This window comes from Pelagibacterium sp. (assembly GCF_965249125.1).
In the GTDB taxonomy this organism is placed as follows: domain Bacteria; phylum Pseudomonadota; class Alphaproteobacteria; order Rhizobiales; family Devosiaceae; genus Pelagibacterium.
This window is the reverse complement of sequence record NZ_OZ252217.1, coordinates 1,499,662-1,521,616: the sequence shown is the minus strand read 5'-3', so window position 1 is coordinate 1,521,616 and position 21,955 is coordinate 1,499,662. Positions and strand designations below refer to the sequence as shown.

Genomic DNA, 21,955 nt, shown 5'->3' with positions numbered 1-21,955 from the left:
TTCTTTACTCTCTGACCCGAACATGATGGACACCCGATTTGACTGTTGAATTCTCCGAGCTCGGCTTGGGCGACAAGGTCACCGAAGCGGTCGCTGCAGCCGGCTATACCAAGCCCACCGACATCCAGGCCCAGGCTATTCCCCATATCCTTGAAAAGAAGGATCTTATCGGGATCGCCCAGACCGGAACCGGCAAGACGGCCTCGTTCGTGCTGCCGATGCTGTCCCTTCTGGAAAAAGGCCGGGCCCGGGCCCGCATGCCGCGCACCCTCATTCTCGAACCGACGCGCGAACTCGCGGCACAGGTTCACGAAAACTTCGAAAAATACGGCAAGAACCACCGTTTGACCGTCGCCCTGCTCATTGGTGGCGTGTCGTTTGAAGATCAGAACAAAAAGCTGGACCGCGGCGCCGACGTCCTGATCGCCACGCCGGGTCGCATGCTCGATCATTTCGAGCGCGGTCGCCTGCTGCTCACTGGCGTCGATATTCTCGTCATCGACGAGGCCGACCGCATGCTCGACATGGGCTTTATACCCGACATCGAGCGCATCTGTTCGCTGCTTCCACAGCGCCGCCAGACCCTGTTCTTTTCGGCCACCATGCCTCCGGAAATCCAGAAGCTGACCCAGCGTTTCCTGCGCGATCCGGTCAAGGTGGAAGTGGCGCGCCAGAATTCCACCGCCGACACTATCGAGCAGGTTCTGCTCAAGGTGGGCAAGACGCCGGCGGAAAAGCGGGCAGCGTTGCGCGACCAGATCCGCGCCGCCAGGGATCTCAAGAACGCCATCATCTTCTGCAACCGCAAGCGCGATGTCGCAACCGTGGCCCGTTCGCTCGAGCGGCATGGTTTTGCCGCCGGCGCGCTGCATGGCGACATGGACCAGAAATCCCGGATGGAGACCCTCGACCGGTTCCGCAACGGCTCGCTGCCCATTCTGGTCGCATCCGACGTCGCCGCGCGCGGTCTAGATATTCCCGCCGTTAGTCACGTCTTTAATTTCGACGTGCCCACCCACGCCGAGGATTATGTGCACCGCATCGGCCGCACGGGTCGCGCCGGACGCTCGGGCACCGCAATTACCCTCGTCGCGCCGGGCGAAACCAAATATGTCGACGCGATCACCAGGCTGATCCAGCGCGACATCGCCTGGGCCGAGCCACCAGCTTCCGCGCCCGCGCCCGCCGCTTCGCAAGGTGATGAAGCGCCAGCCAGCAGCCGGAAACGCGGCCGGCGCACGCGCGGGAAAGACGAAAAGCTTCCAGCCGAAAAGCAGAAATCAGCCAAGCCAACCGAACAGGCTCCGCGTCAGCAGCACGAGCAGCCACGCCGCGCCAACAATGACGACGGCCCGGCGAGCTTCAAGTCCGAAGGCCATATCCCCGCCTTTCTCCTGCGCCCGACCGGCCGAGCCTGAACGAGATGATGCAGGGCGAGGCTCTACCCCCGCTAAGCCCATACATCTGTTGACATCTCGGCCTGTGGACGATCTTCGTGATTTTTCAACTGGACAGCCGCACCAGGACCCTCTAGCTAATCAACGGTTCCATGCCGGGGGGCTCTGGAAGCGTTCGGAACTCCAATCTGATGTTGCCGCTCGCAACTTGTACTGCAATCTGAAATCTCAATCCGCTTATCGACGGCCTTTGGGGGCGGCTCGGGATTTGGACTTGGTTTAAGCCACCCTTAAGCCCTGCCGGACTATGATCTGATCAGAACAGGTGATGGTTGACGTAACGTGACGAACCTGGACTTTGACCGCGCATCAGGATTTGCCAACGCCGCGCTTGCCTTGCTCAAGCGTGCGCAGATTCCGCCGTTCCCGGTATATTACGAACTGTTCTATACATACGCGACCGGCGCCAACGCCGAACTCAATACCCAGGTCAACGCAATTCTGACACGCTCGGGCACGATCGCTATCGAGGAAGCCTCGGAATTGTGCGAGAAATTCCTCAAAGTCTCGGACATGGACGATAGGCTGAGGGCCATGTCGCAGGTCATGAGCCGCAAGATCACCGACGTCAACCAGGCGATCGATATTGCCATGGTCTCCGCCAGTTCCTATTCGGGTTCGCTTCAGCAGGCATCAGGTGATCTGGCAGTCGGCGGCATCGACGAGGACGCATTGAAAATGCTCTCCTCACGCCTGCTCAAGGAAACCCGCCGCATGCAGGACATGAACCGGCGGCTCGAGGCCGAACTCGAAAACTCCAAGGACGACATTTCCGTTCTCCAACGCGACCTCGATGAGGTCCGCAAGGAGTCCATGCTCGATCCGTTGACCAAGATCCCCAACCGCAAATGTTTCGACGAGCAGTTTTCCGCTGATCTGGAGCGAACCCACGCCCAGAACGCCACCATGTCGCTACTGCTTTTCGACATCGATAACTTCAAGGCCTTCAACGATACCTATGGCCACCTGACGGGCGATCAGGTGCTGCGGCTCGTGGCCCATGTGCTCAAGGCCAATCTCAAGGGACGTGACATGCCGGCCCGCTTTGGCGGCGAGGAATTTGTAGCCATTCTGCCTGAAACCGAACTGGACGGCGCGATCACTGTTGCCGAAAACATTCGCCGCTCGGTCCAGGCCAAGGAACTGCTCAAGCGCTCGACCAACGAAAAACTCGGCCGCATCACTCTTTCCGTCGGCGTTGCCCAATGGCGTCCGGGCGATACTGCAGCCGCACTCATCGAACGCGCCGACAAAAGCCTCTACGCCGCCAAAGCCGCCGGGCGAAATTGCGTAATGTCGGAAAGGGAATTGCCGGGTTTTTCTGCCTCGTCCACTGACGTGGCGTGATCGCCGTCAGACCGTCGCCTCAGCCCGCGCCCGTGCGAGATCTGCAAGATCGGCCGGCTTGAGCTGCACGCTCTCTCCGCACCCACAGGCACCTTCCTGATTGGGATTGTTGAAGGTAAAGCCCGAGGACATCCGGGTTTCTTCGAAATCCATCACAGTGCCCAAAAGAAACAGCGTCGCCTTGGGTTCGATCCACACTTCAACGCCCTTGTCGCTGATATGATCGTCGCCCGCGATCGCCTCATCGACATAATCGAGCGTATAGGCCATGCCGGCGCAACCGGCGTTCTTCACGCCGACGCGCACGCCCACCACCGGCTTGTCGCTGTCTTCGATGATTTCCCGAATACGCTCCGCAGCGGCATCGGTGAGTTGCATGATCGCAAAAGCCATCTTCACCACCAGTTGAGCGCGACTTGCGCTTCCTCGCTCATCCGGTCCGGTCCCCAGGGCGGATCGAACACCATTTTCACTTCGACGTCCTGAATGCCTTCGACCGAACGCGCCGCGTTCTCGACCCAGCCCGGCATCTCACCGGCCACCGGGCATCCAGGAGCTGTCAGTGTCATGTCGATGGTCAGATTACGGTCGTCGTCGAGATCGACCTTGTAGATCAACCCAAGCTCATAGATGTCGACCGGGATTTCCGGGTCGTAAACGGTCTTGAGCGCCGCAATCAAATCCGCCGTGATGCGTTCCACATCCTCGGCTGGCAGTGCGTTGCCACCCTCCACGAAACTCTTGGCCTCGGCTTCGGTCTTTTCCGGTGCGGTATCAGTCATGACGGTCCAATATCAAAAGAAGGATTGCGCCTTTTCGACGGCCTCGACAAGCGCATCCACATCGTCCTTGCCATTATATAGGGCAAACGAGGCCCGACATGTAGAGGTAAGGCCAAATCTTTGCAGCAGCGGCATTGCGCAATGGGTCCCGGCCCGAACGGCAATCCCGTAGCGGTCGAGAATGGTTGAAACGTCGTGCGCATGGGCGTTTTCGAGCATGAACGAAAAGATTCCGCCCTTGCCCGGCGCCGTCCCGATCATTCGCAGAGAATTGATCCGGGATAGCTGTTCACCTGCATAAGTCGCAATCTCGTGCTCATGGGCCGCAATGGCGTCCCGGCCCACGGCCTCGACGTAGTCGATCGCTGCCCCCAGACCGATAGCCTGAACGATTGGCGGCGTTCCTGCTTCGAAACGGTGCGGCGGCGCGTTGTAGGTTACCGCGTCCTTCGAGACCTCTTCGATCATCTCTCCGCCGCCCAGAAACGGCTGCATCTCGGCCAGCAGCTCATACCTGCCGTAGAGAACGCCCACCCCGGTCGGGCCATAAAGCTTGTGGCCCGTAAAGACGTAGAAATCGGCCCCGATATCCTGCACATCCACCTTTGTGTGGACCGCAGCCTGGCTGCCATCGATCAGCACCGGAATGCCGCGCGCATGTGCGATCTCGACGATCTGCTTGGCGGGATTGATCGTGCCCAGCACGTTCGACATATGCGTGATCGCAACGATCCTCGTGCGATCGGTCAGCGCTGCGGCAAAGGCCTCGATATCGAAACTGCCATCTTCGGCCACGTCGACCCATTTGATCACCGCACCCTTGCGTTCCCTGTGGAAATGCCACGGCACGATATTGGAGTGATGCTCGGCGATCGAAATGACGATCTCATCGCCCTCTCCGATCCGTGGACCGGCAAACGACGACGCCACGAGATTGATCGCCTCGGTCGTTGAACGGGTGAAAACGATCTCTTCGAGCCGACTGGCATTGAGAAACGCCCGAACCTTCTCGCGCGCGCCCTCAAAGGCGTCGGTCGCGCGATTGGCCAGCGTATGCAGTCCGCGATGCACATTGGCATATTCATGCCGGTACGCATGATCCATCCGATCGAGCACCTGAACCGGCTTTTGCGCCGAGGCACCCGAGTCGAGATAGACCAACCGCTTGCCGTGGATCTTTTCCTCGAGAATGGGAAAATCGGCGCGTGCTGCCGCGAGATCGAAAGCCATCAGGCGCCTTTCTTGAGCCAGCGCTCCACGACGCCCGATAGGGCTTCGGAAACATACTCATCCTCGACGGCCCCGGTGATTTCCTCGAGGAAGGCGCGAATAAGCATGGTTTCCGCGTCGGCACGCGAAATGCCGCGACTCATGAGATAGAACAGCGAAGTTTCGTCCAGGTCTCCGCAGGTTGCGCCATGGCCGCACACCACGTCGTCGGCGAAAATTTCCAGTTCGGGCTTGGAGAAGATTTCTGCTTCGTCCGAAAGCATCAGCCCCTGGGTCATCATTTTGGCGTCGGTCTTCTGTGCGTCGATTGCGACGTTGATCTTGCCCTGGAACACCGCCTTGCCGCGCCCGCGCGCGATCTGCTTATAAAGCTCGGCGGAAGTCGTATTGGGCACCCCATGAGTGATGTCGATGGTGATATCGCGATGTTCATCGGTATCGACGACGTTGAGACCGAAGAAATCGCCATGCGTTCCTTCGCCCACGAAATCCGCAAACACATTGGCTCGCGCCAGATGCGCACCGGCATTGATAACCACCGACTTAAAGCTCGCTTCCGCCCCGATCCGATATTCGACGGTGGCGAAATGGGTCGCCTGGCGCGTCGAAACGTCAACCAGAATGTGGGTCACGTCAGCACCGTCACCGATCGAGACATAGCTGCCCACATTGCCCATATGAGCCGCGTCGCTGCCCGAGATCGTCTCGATGACAGTGGCCCTTGCACCAGGAGCGAACGCAATTTTGGCGCCCGACTGAACGTGGCCGGCGGCCCCTTCCATGCGGTGGTCGATATGGATCACCGGGTCGACGGAGCCAGCCAGTTCAAGGGTTAGTGATTCTGAAACCAGCGCCGCGTTGAGACGCACGATCACGTCGTCTCGCGTGGTCAGGACCGACCCGGCAGCCTTGCCCACGATCACCCCGGCCGGGGCGGTCGAAGTCGACTGCACCACGCCATTAGCGATCACGATGCGATAGGCGCCGGGAATATCGATGGCCGGCGCACCGGCATCGCTTGCCACCTGCGCCAATGGCGGCACCTGGCTCAGAAGCGATCTGAGGTCGGTATAGTGATAAGTTTCGATCCGGCGGGTCGGCAGGCCGATCACGCGCAGGCGTTCGGCCGCATCCTTGGCTCCGGCGCTTTCGAGCTGGGCAACAAGGCTCTCCTCGGCACCGCTCAGCCGGACAGGCGTTTGAATGTTCACGGCGTTACCTTTCAGGCGGCGTTGGATTCATCGAAGTCGGCATAGCCCTTGGCCTCGAGCTCGAGCGCCAGCGACTTGTCACCGGTTTCCACCACGCGTCCGGCCGAGAACACATGCACCACATCGGGCACGATGTAGTTCAAGAGGCGCTGGTAGTGGGTGATGACCAGCATTGAGCGCTCGGGCGCCCGCAGCTTGTTGACGCCCTCGGAAACCACCTTGAGCGCGTCGATATCCAGACCGGAATCGGTTTCGTCGAGAATACACAGCTTGGGCGCCAGCAGCGCCATTTGCAGGATTTCCGCGCGCTTTTTCTCACCGCCCGAGAACCCCACATTGAGCGGGCGCTTGAGCATGTCCTGCTTGATTTCCAGCAGGCTGGCCGCATCCTTTACGGCGCGCATGAAATCGGGCGTCGAAAGTTCACCTTCGCCGCGCGCCTTGCGCTGGGCGTTCATGGCCGCCTTGAGGAAGGTCATCGTCGCCACGCCCGGAATTTCGATCGGGTACTGGAAAGCCAGGAACACGCCAGCAGCAGCGCGCTCATCGGCTTCCATGTCCAGAAGGTTCTCGCCATCGAGCAGGATTTCGCCCTCGGTGACCTCATAGTCTTCCTTGCCGGCCAGCACATAAGACAGCGTGGACTTGCCCGAACCGTTCCGGCCCATGATGGCATGAACCTCACCGCGGTTGAGGGTCAAATTCACGCCCTTGAGGATTTCGTTGTCCTCGACACGAACATGCAGGTTCTTGATCTCAAGCAACGGGGTGCTCATTTTTCGTCTCCGATATTTTCGCCGTCGAGATAATCGAGGCTTGTTTCTTCTCGCCCGATAAAGCGGAAGCGCCGTCGTTTTGTGCCTTCCACTGGGCGGCTCATAACCTGAAACTTCCCGCTGTCGGGATATTCACAGACATCGACATCCGCCTTGGACGAAGTCACCAGATATTTCAGCGTTTCCGTCCCGGTATTGATAAGCTGGTGGGCGTAGCTCGCGTCCCCCATGGGCGCGCCGAGCACGTCGCCGCCCTTTACCTTGTAAATTTCGCCGCCGAACCGGTAATCGCCTTCGCCCGAAAGGATCACCAGCATCTCATCTTCGGCGTGATGCACGTGGTAGGGGCATGCCGTCTTTCCCGGCGCCACTTCGGTGTAGGCGCAGCCAAGCCGGGTCAGTTGAAGAATGTCGCCCACATACGCATCGAACGATTCAAACCAGCCCTGATCCGCATTGCGCTCGAGTTCGGCTTCCGACAGGCGCAGAACGGGGTTGTAGTCGGCGCTCATGGCTTGCGCTCCGTCACTTCGCCCTCATAGTCGTCGCGCATGTCTTCTTTCCGTCCCTTGAAAAAGAAGCGCTGCCGGGCAGTACCCGGCACAAGCCGGCTAGACACGAGGAACTTCCCGCTATCGGGAAAATCCAGAATGTCGAGATCGGCCTTGGACGAAACGACGAGATATTTCAACGTCTCCTTGCCGGTATTGAACAATTGGTGCGCGTAATCCGCCCCACCCATGGGCGCGCCCATCACGTCACCCGCCTTGACCTGATAAAGCTTCCCGCCAAAACGGTACTCGCCCTCCCCCGCCAGGATCACGAGCATTTCGTCTTCACCGTGATGCACGTGATAGGGGCAGGATGTCTCGCCGGGAGCGACCTCGGTATAGACACACCCCAGCCGCGTAAGCTGCAAAAAGGTGCCCACGAGCACATCGTCGGACCGCATGCCGCCTTCGCTGCTGTGCTCAAGCTCCATTTCTGGAATTCGGGCAACGGGATTGTAGGCTTCGCCCATCACCCCACGCTGCCTTCCAGCGAGATCCCGATCAGCTTCTGGGTTTCGACCATGAATTCCATCGGCAGATGCTGCAGCACGTCGCGAACGAACCCGTTGACGATCAGCGCCACGGCTTCTTCCTCGCTCAGCCCGCGTTGCAGGCAATAAAACATCTGGTCGTCGGAAATCTTGGAGGTCGTCGCTTCATGCTCGAACACCGTCGAGGAATTGCGGCTTTCGATATAGGGCACCGTGTGCGCACCGCATCGATCGCCGATCAGAAGGCTGTCGCACTGGGTAAAATTGCGCGAACCCGTCGCCCGGCGGTGCGATGAGACCTGTCCGCGATAAGTATTGTCCGAATTGCCCGCCGCGATGCCCTTGGAGATGATCCGGCTGGACGTGTTCTTGCCCAGATGGATCATCTTGGTGCCGCTATCGACCTGCTGTTTTCCGTTCGAAATCGCTATCGAATAGAATTCGCCGCGCGAACCGTCGCCACGCAGGATGCAGCTCGGATACTTCCAGGTGATCGCCGAGCCGGTCTCGACCTGGGTCCAGGAAATCTTGGAGTTCTTGCCGCGGCAATCGCCACGCTTGGTGACGAAATTGTAGATGCCGCCCTTGCCGTCCTTGTCGCCGGGATACCAGTTCTGGACGGTCGAATATTTGATCTCCGCTTCATCGAGCGCCACCAGTTCGACAACCGCGGCATGGAGCTGATGCTCGTCGCGCATCGGCGCCGTGCAGCCTTCCAGATAGCTCACATATGAGCCTTCCTCGGCAATGATCAGGGTGCGCTCGAACTGGCCGGTGTTTTTTTCGTTGATCCGGAAATAGGTCGACAGCTCCATCGGGCAGCGAACGCCCTTGGGGATGTAAACGAACGAACCGTCGGTGAACACGGCCGAATTGAGCGTCGCATAGAAATTGTCGGTAACCGGCACGACCGAGCCAAGGTACTTCTTGACCAGTTCGGGATGCTCGCGGATCGCTTCGGAGATCGAGCAGAAGATAATGCCTTGCTTGGCCAGTTCTTCGCGGAATGTGGTGACCACCGAAACCGAGTCGAACACGGCATCGACGGCGACATTGCTGCCGAACGGCGTACCCTGGCTGGCTTCCTCGCCCTGCACCCCGGCCAGAATTTTCTGTTCGGACAGCGGAATACCGAGCCTTTCGTAAGTCCGCAGCAATTCGGGATCGACCTCATCGAGCGATTTCGGCCCCGTCACGCTCTTGGGCGCGGCATAGTAATACTGGTCCTGGAAATCGATCGCAGGATACGAGACCCGCGCCCAGGTCGGCTCCTCGAGCGTCAACCAGCGCCGGAACGCCTCAAGCCGCCATTCGAGCATCCATTCGGGCTCGTTCTTCTTGGCCGAAATGAAACGTACTGTGTCCTCGTTAAGGCCCTTGGGGGATTTGTCGGATTCGATGATCGTCTCGAAGCCGTACTTGTACTTGTCGACGTCGAGCGCCAGCACCTGATCGACCGTTTCGCGGTCGATGTTTTCCTTGAGGGTCGGAATGTCATAATCGGACATCAAAAAGTCTCCTGGTGCTAAGCTGCGGCGCCACTGCGGCGATGGCGGCTCAGAACGGTTTCAAACGCCGAAAAGAAGGCGTCAATATCCTCGGCGGTCGACGACCAGCCGAAACTGACCCGAAGGCCACATTCACTCAAATCGGACGACACGCCCATGGCGCTGAGCACATGGGACCGCCCCACCTTGCCCGACGAGCACGCCGAGCCCGACGATACGGCGATACCAGCCAGATCGAGGCTCATCATCGCCACTGTATTCTTGATCCCCGGCACCGCGAAATTGATCGTGGTGCCGACCCGTTCCGCCCCGCGTGAGAAAATCACCGCGTCGGGCGCAACGGCCAACAGTCGATCTTCAAACAATGTGACAAGCGCTGCCACCTGATCTGCGTCGAAGATCTCGTCAAATTCCTCACAGGCTGCCCCGAAGCCGGCGATCAGCACCGCCGATTCCGTGCCGCCCCGACGCCCCTGCTCCTGCCCGCCCCCGGGGATCAACCGCACCGTGTCCGCATGCCCCTTGACCAGAAGCGCGCCGATGCCGGCAGGTCCGCCGATCTTGTGGGCGGATATGGCTACCATATCGGTAGCAGAGGCGGAAAAATCCAGATCGCGCTTGCCAAAAGCCTGCACGGCGTCGATGACGAGAATATGAGGCGTGGGGCCAACCAGCGTTTCGAGCTTCGCGCGCGGCTGGACGACCCCGGTCTCATTATTGATCCAGGATGCGGCCACCAGCAGCTTTTCCCCTGCCGCGTTCGCGGTTTCCACATACCGCGCTAATGCATCGAGATCGATGATCCCGTCGTCATCAACGCCCACTATCCGAACCGAAACCCCCGATGCTTCGGCAGCCTTCAGCGCAGCCGCATGGTCGGTCGCGCAAACAATGACCCGGTCGATAGCGAACGCCTTGACGCCGCCAACAATCGCCTGGGTCAGCGCCTCGGTGGCCGAGCCGGTAAACACCACCTGCTTGGCCTCGGCTCCGGCAGCTTTTGCAACCTTGTCTCGCCCATTGTCGATAACGGCTCGCAACGCCCGCCCCGGACCGTGAACCGACGAGGGATTCCCCACCATCTCGAACGCAGCCAGCATTGCCGCGCGGGCGCGCGGCAACAAAGGTGCCGAAGCGTTGTGGTCGAGATATACGCTCATCGATCCGTCAACTCGCTGCTGTCAAACCCTGCAAAGGGCCGCCGCAGCAAACAATCCTTGAAATTCGACTCACTCCTTAAGTAAAAGGAGCGCTCAAAGGCGCCGGGGGTCCCGGCCAAACCCGTTTGGAATTATTCTAAACTGGTATTCAAAGTCAGTTTTATGGACACCTGCACCATTCGTCAAGCCGGGTCCGCGGGTGCATGGCTCCCATGCAGCGCCAAACTAAGCATAAAGGTAAGAGTCAATGCCTGAAGTGATTTTCAACGGACCCGAGGGGCGTATCGAGGGCCGGTATCAACCGGGCAAGGAGCCCAACGCACCCGTTGCGATCATCCTTCATCCCCATCCCCAGTTTGGGGGCACGATGAACAACCAGATCGTCTACAATCTCTTCTATATGTTCGTGCAGCGTGGCTTTGCGGTCTTGCGTTTCAATTCGCGCGGTGTCGGGCGTTCCCAGGGTCTCTTCGATCACGGCGTGGGCGAGTTGTCGGACGCGGCGGCGGCGCTGGATTGGCTTCAGGCCCTCAACCGCGAAAGCCGCGGCTGCTGGATTGCCGGCTTCTCGTTTGGTGCGTGGATCGGCATGCAGCTTCTGATGCGCCGCCCCGAGGTCGAGGGTTTCATCTCGATTTCCCCGCCGGAAAACCTTTATGACTTCTCGTTCCTGGCCCCCTGCCCGTCCTCGGGTCTCATCATCCACGGCGACAAGGATCGCGTGGCGCCCCCCGAGGCCGTCCAGAAGCTGGTCGACAAGCTCAAGCTCCAGAAGGGCATCACCATCGAACAGCAGATTGTCGAGGGCGCCAACCACTTCTACGAGGACAAGATCGACGAGTTGATCGAAGCGTGCGGCGAATATCTCGACCGTCGCCGGGCCGAGATCGCCGCCGGCGGCGGACGTTGACCCCTGCGGTTGCCTCGGGAGCATATCCCGGCGAATCTCATCCTGGGCGTAAGGGCGCCCGCTTGACCGGATGATTTCGAGCCAAACCCGCCCGGCAATCTTTTGCCGGGCAGCTTCAACGCTCTGGAATCAAGACCAATGACCCAGTTCAAATCCGAATTTCTCCATACGCTCGCCGAGCGTGGCTTCATTCATCAGATTTCCGATCCCGACGGGCTCGACAAGAAGTTCTCGAGCGAGATCGTAACCGGATACATCGGCTACGATCCGACTGCCGCATCGCTCCATGTCGGCCACCTGATGCAGATCATGATGTTGCACTGGATGCAGAAGACGGGGCACCGTCCCATCGCGCTGATGGGCGGCGGCACCGGCATGATCGGCGATCCCTCCTTCAAGGACGAGGCGCGCAAGCTCCTGACCGTCGAGGGCATCTCCGCCAACATCGAAGGCATCAAACAGAAGTTTGCCAACTTCCTCGATTTCGGCGACGGCCCACAGGACGCCGTAATGGCCAACAACGCAGATTGGTTGCTTGAGCTTGGCTATATCGGCTTCCTGCGCGACGTTGGCCGCCACTTCTCGGTCAACCGCATGCTCAGCTTCGATTCGGTCAAGCTGCGCCTCGACCGCGAGCAATCGCTGAGTTTTCTCGAATTCAACTACATGATCCTTCAGGCCTACGATTTCGTTGAGCTCAATCAGCGCTACGGCTGCACCTTGCAGATGGGCGGCTCCGATCAGTGGGGCAACATCGTCAATGGGCTCGATCTCGGTCACCGCATGCTCGACACCCAGTTCTACGCCCTGACCTCGCCCCTGCTCACGACGGCCTCGGGCCAGAAGATGGGCAAGACCGCCAACGGCGCCGTCTGGCTCAACGCCGATGCGCTCTCGGTCTATGATTTCTGGCAGTACTGGCGCAACACCGAGGACGCCGACGTCGAGCGCTTCCTCAAGCTCTTTACGACGTTGCCGCTCGACGAGATCGCGCGGGTGATGGCCGGTGTTGCCACCGACATCAACGAGGCCAAGAAGGTGCTGGCCACCGAAGTTACCGCGCTCGTTCATGGCCGTCAGGCCGCCCAGGACGCCGCCGCGACCGCCGTGGCGGTCTTTGAAGCCGGGCAACTCGACCTCTCCCTGCCCACCATCCAGATCGGCTGGTCGGCCCTGCGTGGCGGCCTGGGCATCCTCGCAGCGACGGTTACCGCAGGTTTGGCTACCTCGAACGGGGAGGCTCGCCGCCACATCCAGGGCGGCGCGCTCAAGGTCAACGACCAGACGGTGACCGACGAAAAGATGAGCCTTGGCGAAGAACAGGTGCTCAGCGAGGGCGTCATCAAGCTTTCGATCGGCAAGAAACGCCACGTGCTGCTCAAGCCCGTTTGATCGATAAGGCCGGGGCATCCCGGCCTTCTTCAGTTTTGCGACTGGTTGGCTGAACGGTACTCGAAAAGTGTACGGAACACGCCGGGCGCCAGAATCGATACCGGATTGATCAGCAGATCGGGCTGGTCCAGCGGCCCGCGCACGGCGAAGGTCACGCCCAGCAGCCCCTCCCCCTCGCGCCCCCCGAAGATCGGCCCGAGCACTGGAATCTGCTGAAAGAAATTGTTGAGCCCGAACAGCGGAACGTAAGTTCCGGCCAGATCGTACTGCCCGGCGTCGGTCATGATGTTGCCCCGGATCGTCCCGCCCACCGTATCGCCATATATGGCGGCTTCGACGAGCTCGACACGGTCGCTGAACCGGATGAACTCGGCTCGGCCGTAATCGAACTCCATGGCGGAGGCGCCTGCCAGAACCTCTTGCGACTCCTGATGCGAGCCGACAATGGCGTCGAGATTTTCTTCATCCACGACCGCAAAATTGCGCACGACGAACTCGCCCGTATCGGTTTCGGAGTTCTCGTCGTACCGCATCACCATACTGCCCTCGCCATTAACCAGGCGCGGATAGATGCCGACAAACCTCAGCGTTTCCCCCAGATCGTTGGTCGCGTACGAAATGATCCGCCCGTTGGGCAGGGGATTGGTCGTTGCTGAAGCCGACCTTCCCCCACCGAACTGGGTCGCCAGGTTCACCCGGCGCAACTGCTCGCCTCTGACCGAAAGATCCAGATCGACGTTGAATGCCACGGTGCCAAAATAGCCCAGCGCCCGTTCGAGATTTACGCTGACGTTGAAAACCTGGTCCTGCAAGTCTTCGCTGGCCCCGGCATCTTCGGCCCCCTCGATGTTGAAAAACCGTTTGAGCACCGGTTTGAGGTCGAGCTGCTGGCCACTGATGGCCAGCGAATAGCCCCCATCAACCGGCGTCATACTCACCTGAGCGCTGTCGCCCGGACTGATCGCGAAGGTACCAAAATCAGCGGACACCAACGCCCCGCCCGAACCCAAATTCATCTCACCCTCGAGCCGCACCGTGCCGAAATTAAGGGCGATGTCGGAAACCACGACATCGTCATCGCCCAGCGATACCGTCGCCTCCAGGCCCCCGGCGTCGCCGCGCGCCTTGGTGATACCGATATCGCTGATCGTCAGCGACGCATCGGTCAGATCGGCCCGAACCTCGATCCGACCGTCATCGAGCGGACGCGCCACGACGCGCACTGTGCCCCCCATGTACTGGGAAAGATCGATCCCCAGTTCAGCGGCATCGGCAACACCCAAGGTCGAGGCGAACGCCAGTTGTGGTGCGCCACTTCCGCGCTGTTCCGCCTCCAGATCGATCCTCGCCTCCCCCACGCTGGCAGCTCCAAGAACCCGAAAGCCCTCCTGCGATGCGGTGAACATCAAATCGGCATCGGAAAAGTTGACGCCCTGGATGGGCCTGACACTGGCCATCTCTGAAATCGAACCATTGAGCGCATAATCGGTGCCGACCAATTGCCCCGTATCGTCGGTTTCAATCGTTGCAATCACCGTGCCTTCGACCTCGCCGGTCAGGTCCCGTGCCAGCGTGGCCGGATCGATCCCGTGGTCGAAATGCTCCAAAAGGTTGAGCGTATCGCTCGTCACCGCATCCAGAATGGCCGGCACCGATCCCGACACGTCGCCGGAAATCTCAAACACCTGCTCGCTGGCGGAAACGTCCTGGTTGATATAGGCGGCGCTGGCAATCGAAACCTCATCGCCGAATTCTGTGAGGCTGGCGCGCTCGAACGCCATGGTCAGCTGATTGTCGCGCATGGTCAGGCGCGCTTCGCCATCCACCTGAAACTCCGGCACGCCCTCGAGCGGTCGCAATTGCACACCGTTGCCGACAAGATCGATCTGCATCGCCCCTTCAGGAATCGGGCGCGGCGCGCCATCCAGTCCAATGCTGCCGACGGGAAACCGGAACCGCATATCGGCGCTGCTCACTGTGCCATCGGCCACATATTCGGTGAACCACTCCCGCCCTTCCGGCGCGAACAGATAGGGCCAGAGCCGCTTGATATCGTCGGCCGACGCGCCCCGCCCGCTCAGCGACACATCGAGCCCCACGCCCTCACGCACCATATCGAGCCGGCCCTGCATGACGACGCTGACGCCCTGCTTGGCCACCACCATGCGATCGATGCCGACAGCTCCATAGAGCGGCGCCGACCAGCCTTCGTAATGAATTTCCTCGAACGGTTCGACCGGCGCATCGAGATCGTCCGGATGCAGCCACAAGTCCCGCCCGCGTAATGACATGCCCAGCGTCGGCCCGAACTGCTCGTCAAAGCCCATGACGATATCTCCGCCGATAGTGCCCCTGCTCTGGCCCACCCCGACTTCGATGTCGGCGACAGAAAACCGCGACTGGTCCGGATACCAATCCACTGCAAAGGGCTCGACCGAGAGATCGAAAAGATCATTGTTGAGCCGCAAATGGGTTCCGTCGATATCGATAATGAATTGCCCCGACTGGACCCGCCCTGCGGAACCCGCCGCAAGCGCGACCGAAAGCTCCAGATTTCCCGTTCCCCGCAAAGCCGCGAGACTGGTCGCGTCGTCAAGGAAGGGGATGATCGTGGAAAAATCGAGATTCCTGATCTCCGCTTCGATCGCGCTGCCTTGCGCGTCACGCTCGCGCACGATCTCGCCTTGCATGGTCTCACCGGCGATACGGGCCGCAAAATCGGCGGCCACGCGGCCATCGATACGGCCGGACCTGACATCGAGATCGACATTGTCGAAGGATCGGTACAGCCCATAGACCGTATCGAGCACGCCGATCGATCCGTCACGAATTTCAAACCGCCGCACCTGCCCGGCTGCCGCCTGTTCGGCAAGCTGCGCCAGCGCCTCATCGAGAGCCTCGACATTGGCCACCAGCCAGTCATTATCCGAGCGCAATCCGATATCCTCGGCTCCACGATCGCCGACCGAAATCCCCTCATCGCCGATCTGCACGTCGGGCGCCCGCTGACTGCCCTCGATGACACGAACCACCGTCTCTCCCGTGCCGCCTTCCTCCAGAAACTCGAACCGCGACAGCCTGGGACCAAGCAGGTCCTGCACCATCTGAAAGCGCGGTTCGATCAGGATGATGCGTGCATTGGGCCGCCCGAACACAAGCCCTAGTGGCGACAGCCCTATTTCCAGTGCATCTGCCTCGATAACGGCATTGGAGGCGTGTTCGGTCAGGGTGACAGTCGAGAGATGAAACCCCACACTGACCGGCCCGGTCAGCGAAAGCCCGAAATCGCGCCAGTCGACGTCGAAACTGTCATCGACAACGCCAGCGACCTCGCTCTTGACCCGATCGGACAAAAAACCCAGCGACATCGGTCCGAACAGCAGGCGCACATACAGCAGGCACAGAACGACGAGCAGCCCGATGCACAGCAACGCAAGAACCTTGAGCGCCATCCGTCGCCTGGGGCCGAAAATGCTTCGCCTGGGACGTGTCGTCTCACTCACTGTCGGATGCAGGTCCCATTAAAGCGCTTCCTCGATAGGTGGACCCCACTTATCCGGTTCGGACGCGCAACAAAACAAAGACCCAGATCGTTGCGCCGTTTCCGTCAAACGGTGAGATGATCTGGAAAACATGCGCCAAGGCCAATGCCGCAGAATCGGTTATCAAAGCTGTCTCTTGCCGACCATATCGGCTTGAATATGGCACAGATACCCTGTCATGCCCTGCTGGCGGGGAAAATTGATGGAAAAGGCCCGCCCAATGACCACCCCGTCCGTCGGCAAACCCGCACCCGATTTCACGCTTCAAACCGACGCTGGACAAGCCTTCACGCTTTCTGACCGGCGCGGCAAGTCGGTCCTCATCTATTTCTATCCCCAGGCCGACACTCCCGCCTGCAACGACCAGAACCTTGCGTTTACCGCCAATGCCGACTGGTTCGCCGAGCGCGACGTCGTCCTTGTCGGCATATCACCCGACAGTGTCGAAAAACTCGCTGATTTCCGGCAAAAATATGCGCTCTCCCCTATCCTGCTATCAGACCCCGAGCACAAGGCCATCGGCCCCTACGGCGTCTGGGGCGAAAAGAAGAACTATGGCCGCACCTATCAGGGGTTGATCCGCTCCACCGTTCTCGTCGGCCCCGACGGCAGGATCGCGCAGATCTGGCCAAATATTCGCGCCAAGGGGCACGTCGAACGCGTCATGAAGGCCCTGGGTTAGCCGCCCATTAACCATGACCCTGCATAATTGCTGATGTTTGATGTAAGAATTGCGTCATCGGGGGACCATCAGTGCCATCGGGGGATCAGTCGATAACGCTGGGCAGGCAGAAAGCCAGGTCCGGCAGAAGCGGTGCGGGCGCCTACCTGCTTTTGACCGGTGTGGTTACGCTGCTGCTGCTCACCAATGCGGTGACCGGGCTTGCCCTTTACTTCGCGCCGGAAATCAACGGCCTGCTGCGTGAGGACAATTCCGCGATCCTTACCGCCTACGAGCAGCGCATCACCGAACTGCGCCTGGAAGTAGATAGGCTCCATTCCCGCCAATACGCCCAGATGGGCGATATGAACCTCCAGATGCACGAGCTGGTGCAACAGCAGGAAGTGCTCTCCGAACAGCATGAATACGTCCGTGCGCTAACGGAAATGGCCCGCGAAATGGGTGTTTCCGACCAGGAAACGGGCCCCGACACTATGACCACCGGTTCGATCGCCGCCCAGCCCCCCGCCTTTACCGGCGACACGGCCCTGCTTGCCGATACCCTGCTCGCCATGCAGGAAGAAACCCGCATCGCTCTGGTGTCACTTTCCGACGCCGCAACGCTCTCGACCGACGAGATTGTTTCCGGGCTGCGCAGTATCGGCATAGAACCCGAGCCGATGACCGACGGCGTGGGCGGCCCGTTCATTCCCGCCAATGGAGAGACCGGCTCGATCATCGATGAGGCCAATGCCGTGGCCGATGCGCTGGCCCGCTATCAATCGGCCCGCCAAGCCCTGCTGAACGCGCCAATACAGCTTCCTGTCGGCGGTGCAGGCGCCATCACCTCATCCTTCGGAAACCGCACGGATCCGTTCCTCAAACGCGCCGCCTTCCACTCGGGCATCGACTTTCGCGCGCCCACGGGGACGCCGGTGCTCGCAGCGGCCAGCGGCACGGTTAGTTTTGCCGCGGCCAATGGCGGATATGGCAATATGGTCGAAATCGACCACGGCAACGGGCTGAAGACGCGCTACGCCCATATGAGCCAGATCGGGGTAACCGTGGGCCAGGCAATCGCCGGCGGCCAGCAGGTCGGCCGCGCCGGCTCGACGGGCCGCTCGACCGGGCCGCACCTGCATTTCGAAGTCCGCAAGGGCGGCAGTGCCATCGACCCGTCGCGCTTTATCGCCGCCGGACGCACCCTGGCCGCCTATCTGCAATAGAGCGTGTCGAGGTCTATTCCTCGTCCTTGTCGGCACCCAGCCGCTGGGCGAGCGATGCTTCCATGAACGGGTCCAGCGCCCCATCAAGCACATCGGACGGAGCCGTGCTTTCCACCTGCGTGCGCAGATCCTTCACCAGCTGATAGGGCTGGAGCACATAGGAGCGGATCTGGTGGCCCCACCCGATCTCAGTCTTTGAGGCCGCTTCGGCGCTGGCCGCTTCCTCGCGCTTTTGCAGTTCGAGTTCGTAAAGCCGCGCCCGCAGCATATCCCAGGCCTGCGCCTTGTTCTTGTGCTGGCTGCGCTCGTTCTGGCACTGCACCACGATCCCCGTCGCGATATGGGTGATGCGCACCGCCGAATCTGTCGTGTTGACGTGCTGTCCCCCCGCGCCCGATGCCCTATAGGTATCGATACGCACATCGGATTCGCTGACGTCGATATCGATCGAATCGTCGATCACCGGATAGACCCAGACACTCGAAAAGCTCGTGTGCCGCCGTGCCTGGCTGTCATAGGGCGAAATGCGCACCAGCCGGTGTACCCCGCTCTCGGTCTTGAGCCAGCCATAGGCGTTATGCCCCTTGACCAGGATCGTCGCGCCCTTGATGCCCGCCTCTTCGCCAGCACTGTATTCGATGGTCTCGACCTTGAACCCGCGCCGCTCCGCCCAGCGCGTGTACATGCGGAACAACATCTGTGCCCAGTCCTGGCTCTCGGTGCCCCCGGCACCGGAATGGACTTCCACGTAGCAGTCGTTGGCGTCGGCCTCGCCTGACAGCAGGGTTTCGACACGCATCCGCGCAGCAGTGCCCTTGAGCTCGACCAGCGCCTTTTCGGCCTCGGAAACGATCTCGTCGTCGCCCTCGGCCTCACCGAGTTCGATAAGCTCGATATTGTCGCTGATCCCGGCTTCGAGCGTCTTGACCGTGTCGATGGCGCTTTCGAGCGACTGACGTTCGCTCATTACCTTGCGGGCTTCTTCCGGATCGTTCCACAAATCGCCCGATTCCGAGCGGGCATTCAGTGCGTCGAGGCGTCTTTCGGCTGTATCCCAGTCAAAGATGCCTCCTCAGCAGGCTTAGGGCCTGCTTGATTTCGTCGACCGTCTTGAGAACGTCTGCGCGCATAACTCTTTCCGTATTTGAACGTCGGGGGCTGGCTTACCGAGATTGAACCGCACAATCAACCGTTTGCAGGATCAGAACAGCGAACCGGCGCCGAACATAGGCTGCTGCTGGCTCGCGCCGGTCTGGATGTTGTCGAAGGCGCGGGAATTGACGCCGATGACCGAAGTCATCAAATTCGGGCCCGTCCCCGGCTTGAACGCTTCCTGCACGCCAGATCCACCCGCGACGATCCCGACTCCGGTTGCAGGATCGATCCAGTCCGTATGCATGCCTTGGGGCACCTGGAACCGGGTGGGAGGAACGCCTTCAAGCGCCGCCGAAACGAAATCGGCAAAGATCGGTGCCGCCAGTTCACCGCCCGTCGAACTCGACCCCATGCTGCGCGGCGTGTCGTAGCCGACATAGACCCCCACGGCCAATTCTGGAGTGAACCCCACGAACCAGGCGTCCTTGTAGTCGTTTGTCGTGCCGGTTTTGCCCGCCACCGGACGCCCCACGGCCCGAACCGCCGTCCCGGTGCCGCGCTGCACGACGCCTTCCATCATCGATGTGACCTGATAAGCCGTCATCGGATCGAGCACCTGCGCCCGGCTGTCGATAATCATCGGCGCCCCCTGCCCGTGCCACTCGGCCTGCTGGCAGGCTTCGCAGATCCGTTCGTCATGCCGATAGATCGTATCGCCATACCGGTCCTGAATGCGGTCGATCAGCGTCGGTGTGATCTTGCGCCCGCCATTGGCAATCGTCGCATAGGCCGCCGTCAGCCGCATGACAGTGGTCTCGCCCGCGCCCAGCGCCATGGCAAGAACATGCGGCATGTCGTCATAAACCCCGAAAAGCCGCGAATATTCCTCGATCATCGGCATGCCCAGATCGCGCGCCAGCCGCACGGTCATCACGTTACGCGAAAGCTCGATCCCGCGACGCAACGTCTGCGGGCCATAGAACTGCCGCGCGTAGTTTTCCGGCTCCCACACCGAGCCATCGGCGTTGACCACTTCGAGCGGCGCATCGAGGATCACGCTGGCCGGGGTATAGCCGTTATCCAGCGCCGCCGCGTAAACGATGGGCTTGAACGACGATCCAGGCTGCCGCATCGCCTGCGTGGCGCGATTGAACTCGCTTTCGGCAAACGAAAATCCGCCAACGAGCGCCAGCACGCGCCCTGTCCGGGGGTCCATTGCAACGATTGCCCCTTCGATTTCGGGCACCTGCCGCAAGGTATAGATTCCCTCTTCGCCCGCTACCGGCTCAACATAGATCACGTCGCCGACGCTCAGAAGCTGCCCCAGCGGTTCGCTGACCCAGGAAACGGCCGAGCCCGGCAGCGTGCCCGTAATGCGCTCCGAACTCACCCTCCCGTCTACGTCGATTATTGGCCGCAGACCGATCTGCGCTGAGTTGGCTTCGGTGCTCAAAACCACGGCCAGCGTCCACTCGGGCACGTCGCCGAGCGGAGAAATACCCGCCAGCGCACCACCCCAGTCCTCGCCGATTTCAATGGTGTCCTCGACGCCGTGAAACCCCCGCCGCTGGTCGAAATCGATCAATCCATCCATCAGCGCCTTGCGGGCATGAAGCTGCATTTGCGGGTCGAGCGATGTGCGCACCGACATTCCGCCGCCGTAAAGCGTATCCTCGCCATACAGCTCCGCGAGCTGCCGGCGCACGTCCTCGGTAAAATACTCCGCCGAATATAGCTGCGAGCCGCCCGCCCGCGGAATGACGTTGAGGTTCTCGTTTTTGTATGCGCTCGCTTCCTCGAGCGTGATGTAGCCATTTTCGGCCATCCGATCGAGCACCCAGTTCCGCCGCTCGATCGCCGCCTCGGGCCTCCGGAACGGATGGTAGTTCGAAGGGCCCTTGGGCAGCGCCGCGAGATAGGCCGCCTCCGCATAGGTCAGCTCGTAAAGCGCCTTGTCGAAGTAGTTGAGCGCGGCCGCCGCAACGCCATAGGAATTGAGACCAAGGAAAATCTCGTTGAGATAGAGTTCGAGAATTTCGTCCTTTGTCATCGCATTTTCGATCCGGAGGGCCAGAAGCGCTTCCTTGATCTTGCGATCCCATGTCTGGTCCGACGTCAAAAGGAAATTCTTGGCCACCTGCTGGGTGATGGTCGACGCCCCGACCAGATTGCCGGAGCCTCCATCGACCGCCTGCATCACATTGTCCCGCGCCGCGCGAAAAACGCCGGCCACGTCGATGCCGAAATGGGAGTAGAAATCCTTGTCCTCTGCCGAAAGGAACGCCTCGATCACCATCGGGGGAATGGTTTCGACCGGCTGGAACAACCGCCTCTCGCGGGCGAATTCGGCGAGCAAGACGCCATCGGCGGCATGAACGCGGGTCGTCACCGGCGGCTGATAGTCCATCAGCGCCGTATAATCGGGCAAATCCTCGTTGAGCATGGCCACGTACCAGGCCACGCCGCCCAGAACGATCAGGCCCGAAAAAACGCCAAAGCCAAACAACCAGCTTAAAAGTCGAAACATCGCATTCTCACACGGGCCCGCGCCCAATCCTTCGCGCTATTCCCCGCGATTCTGGAGCTTATCAGAATCGCAGCCGATTGTGCTCCAAA

General features: G+C 60.5%; 18 protein-coding genes. 6 read left to right on the top strand and 12 right to left on the bottom strand.

The window, feature by feature from the left end; all coding sequences use genetic code 11:
- The first annotated feature begins 38 nt into the window (after nt 1-38).
- Both ACP148_RS07510 and ACP148_RS07505 read left to right on the top strand, forming a co-directional pair.
- Nucleotides 39-1,418, top strand: a complete 1,380-nt coding sequence (locus tag ACP148_RS07510) for a DEAD/DEAH box helicase (protein WP_421950314.1) — start codon at nt 39-41, stop codon at nt 1,416-1,418.
- Nucleotides 1,419-1,739: 321 nt separating this feature from the next.
- The gene (locus ACP148_RS07505; RefSeq protein ID WP_421950313.1) at nt 1,740-2,804 is read left to right on the top strand and encodes a GGDEF domain-containing protein; all 1,065 of its coding nucleotides are present in this window, start codon (nt 1,740-1,742) and stop codon (nt 2,802-2,804) included.
- Between the two features lie 6 nt (nt 2,805-2,810).
- Here ACP148_RS07505 and sufA read toward each other — a convergent pair whose 3' ends face one another.
- The 9 genes from sufA to ACP148_RS07460 are packed head-to-tail and all read right to left on the bottom strand — an operon-like array spanning nt 2,811 to nt 10,513.
- The gene (gene sufA / locus ACP148_RS07500; protein ID WP_421950312.1) at nt 2,811-3,197 is read right to left on the bottom strand and encodes a Fe-S cluster assembly scaffold SufA; all 387 of its coding nucleotides are present in this window, start codon (nt 3,195-3,197) and stop codon (nt 2,811-2,813) included.
- A gap of 2 nt (nt 3,198-3,199) precedes the next feature.
- Nucleotides 3,200-3,586, bottom strand: a complete 387-nt coding sequence (locus tag ACP148_RS07495) for an SUF system Fe-S cluster assembly protein (RefSeq protein WP_014130696.1) — start codon at nt 3,584-3,586, stop codon at nt 3,200-3,202.
- Between the two features lie 12 nt (nt 3,587-3,598).
- The gene (locus ACP148_RS07490) at nt 3,599-4,837 is read right to left on the bottom strand and encodes a cysteine desulfurase (protein WP_421950886.1); all 1,239 of its coding nucleotides are present in this window, start codon (nt 4,835-4,837) and stop codon (nt 3,599-3,601) included.
- The gene (gene sufD, locus ACP148_RS07485) at nt 4,816-6,027 is read right to left on the bottom strand and encodes a Fe-S cluster assembly protein SufD (RefSeq protein ID WP_421950311.1); all 1,212 of its coding nucleotides are present in this window, start codon (nt 6,025-6,027) and stop codon (nt 4,816-4,818) included. Before sufD ends, ACP148_RS07490 begins: the two co-directional genes overlap by 22 nt.
- Before the next feature lie 11 nt (nt 6,028-6,038).
- Complete coding sequence (gene sufC / locus ACP148_RS07480) at nt 6,039-6,791, bottom strand: Fe-S cluster assembly ATPase SufC (protein ID WP_421950885.1); 753 nt, start codon at nt 6,789-6,791, stop codon at nt 6,039-6,041.
- 8 nt (nt 6,792-6,799) lie between these two features.
- Nucleotides 6,800-7,315, bottom strand: coding sequence for a cupin domain-containing protein (locus ACP148_RS07475; protein ID WP_421950310.1), 516 nt, complete (start codon nt 7,313-7,315; stop codon nt 6,800-6,802).
- Nucleotides 7,312-7,824: a cupin domain-containing protein gene (locus ACP148_RS07470; RefSeq protein WP_421950309.1), complete on the bottom strand. Its 513-nt coding sequence runs from the start codon at nt 7,822-7,824 to the stop codon at nt 7,312-7,314. Before ACP148_RS07470 ends, ACP148_RS07475 begins: the two co-directional genes overlap by 4 nt.
- Nucleotides 7,824-9,353, bottom strand: coding sequence for a Fe-S cluster assembly protein SufB (gene sufB, locus ACP148_RS07465; protein ID WP_421950308.1), 1,530 nt, complete (start codon nt 9,351-9,353; stop codon nt 7,824-7,826). Before sufB ends, ACP148_RS07470 begins: the two co-directional genes overlap by 1 nt.
- Before the next feature lie 17 nt (nt 9,354-9,370).
- Nucleotides 9,371-10,513, bottom strand: a complete 1,143-nt coding sequence (locus ACP148_RS07460; protein WP_421950307.1) for a cysteine desulfurase family protein — start codon at nt 10,511-10,513, stop codon at nt 9,371-9,373.
- A gap of 247 nt (nt 10,514-10,760) precedes the next feature.
- Here ACP148_RS07460 and ACP148_RS07455 point away from each other — a divergent pair, with 247 nt between their 5' ends.
- Together ACP148_RS07455 and tyrS are read left to right on the top strand one after the other, a co-directional pair.
- Entirely contained in the window at nt 10,761-11,423 is a 663-nt protein-coding gene (locus ACP148_RS07455) for an alpha/beta hydrolase (RefSeq protein WP_264224121.1), read from the top strand.
- 138 nt (nt 11,424-11,561) lie between these two features.
- Entirely contained in the window at nt 11,562-12,815 is a 1,254-nt protein-coding gene (tyrS, locus tag ACP148_RS07450) for a tyrosine--tRNA ligase (RefSeq protein ID WP_421950306.1), read from the top strand.
- 29 nt (nt 12,816-12,844) lie between these two features.
- Here tyrS and ACP148_RS07445 read toward each other — a convergent pair whose 3' ends face one another.
- Complete coding sequence (locus ACP148_RS07445; protein ID WP_421950305.1) at nt 12,845-16,267, bottom strand: hypothetical protein; 3,423 nt, start codon at nt 16,265-16,267, stop codon at nt 12,845-12,847.
- Nucleotides 16,268-16,577: 310 nt separating this feature from the next.
- On the opposite strand from ACP148_RS07445, the gene ACP148_RS07440 reads away from it, so the two are divergent.
- Both ACP148_RS07440 and ACP148_RS07435 read left to right on the top strand, forming a co-directional pair.
- Nucleotides 16,578-17,039: a peroxiredoxin gene (locus tag ACP148_RS07440; protein ID WP_421950304.1), complete on the top strand. Its 462-nt coding sequence runs from the start codon at nt 16,578-16,580 to the stop codon at nt 17,037-17,039.
- Between the two features lie 71 nt (nt 17,040-17,110).
- Nucleotides 17,111-18,244, top strand: coding sequence for a M23 family metallopeptidase (locus ACP148_RS07435; RefSeq protein WP_421950303.1), 1,134 nt, complete (start codon nt 17,111-17,113; stop codon nt 18,242-18,244).
- A 13-nt stretch (nt 18,245-18,257) separates the two neighbouring features.
- On the opposite strand, the gene prfB is transcribed toward ACP148_RS07435, so the two are convergent.
- Both prfB and ACP148_RS07425 read right to left on the bottom strand, forming a co-directional pair.
- A protein-coding gene (gene prfB / locus ACP148_RS07430; RefSeq protein ID WP_421950302.1) for a peptide chain release factor 2 occupies nt 18,258-19,374 on the bottom strand; the annotation gives its coding sequence in 2 pieces (ribosomal slippage) (nt 18,258-19,304 and nt 19,306-19,374; 1,116 coding nt in all).
- A 71-nt stretch (nt 19,375-19,445) separates the two neighbouring features.
- Nucleotides 19,446-21,866, bottom strand: coding sequence for a penicillin-binding protein 1A (locus tag ACP148_RS07425; RefSeq protein WP_421950301.1), 2,421 nt, complete (start codon nt 21,864-21,866; stop codon nt 19,446-19,448).
- Nucleotides 21,867-21,955 lie beyond the last annotated feature (89 nt).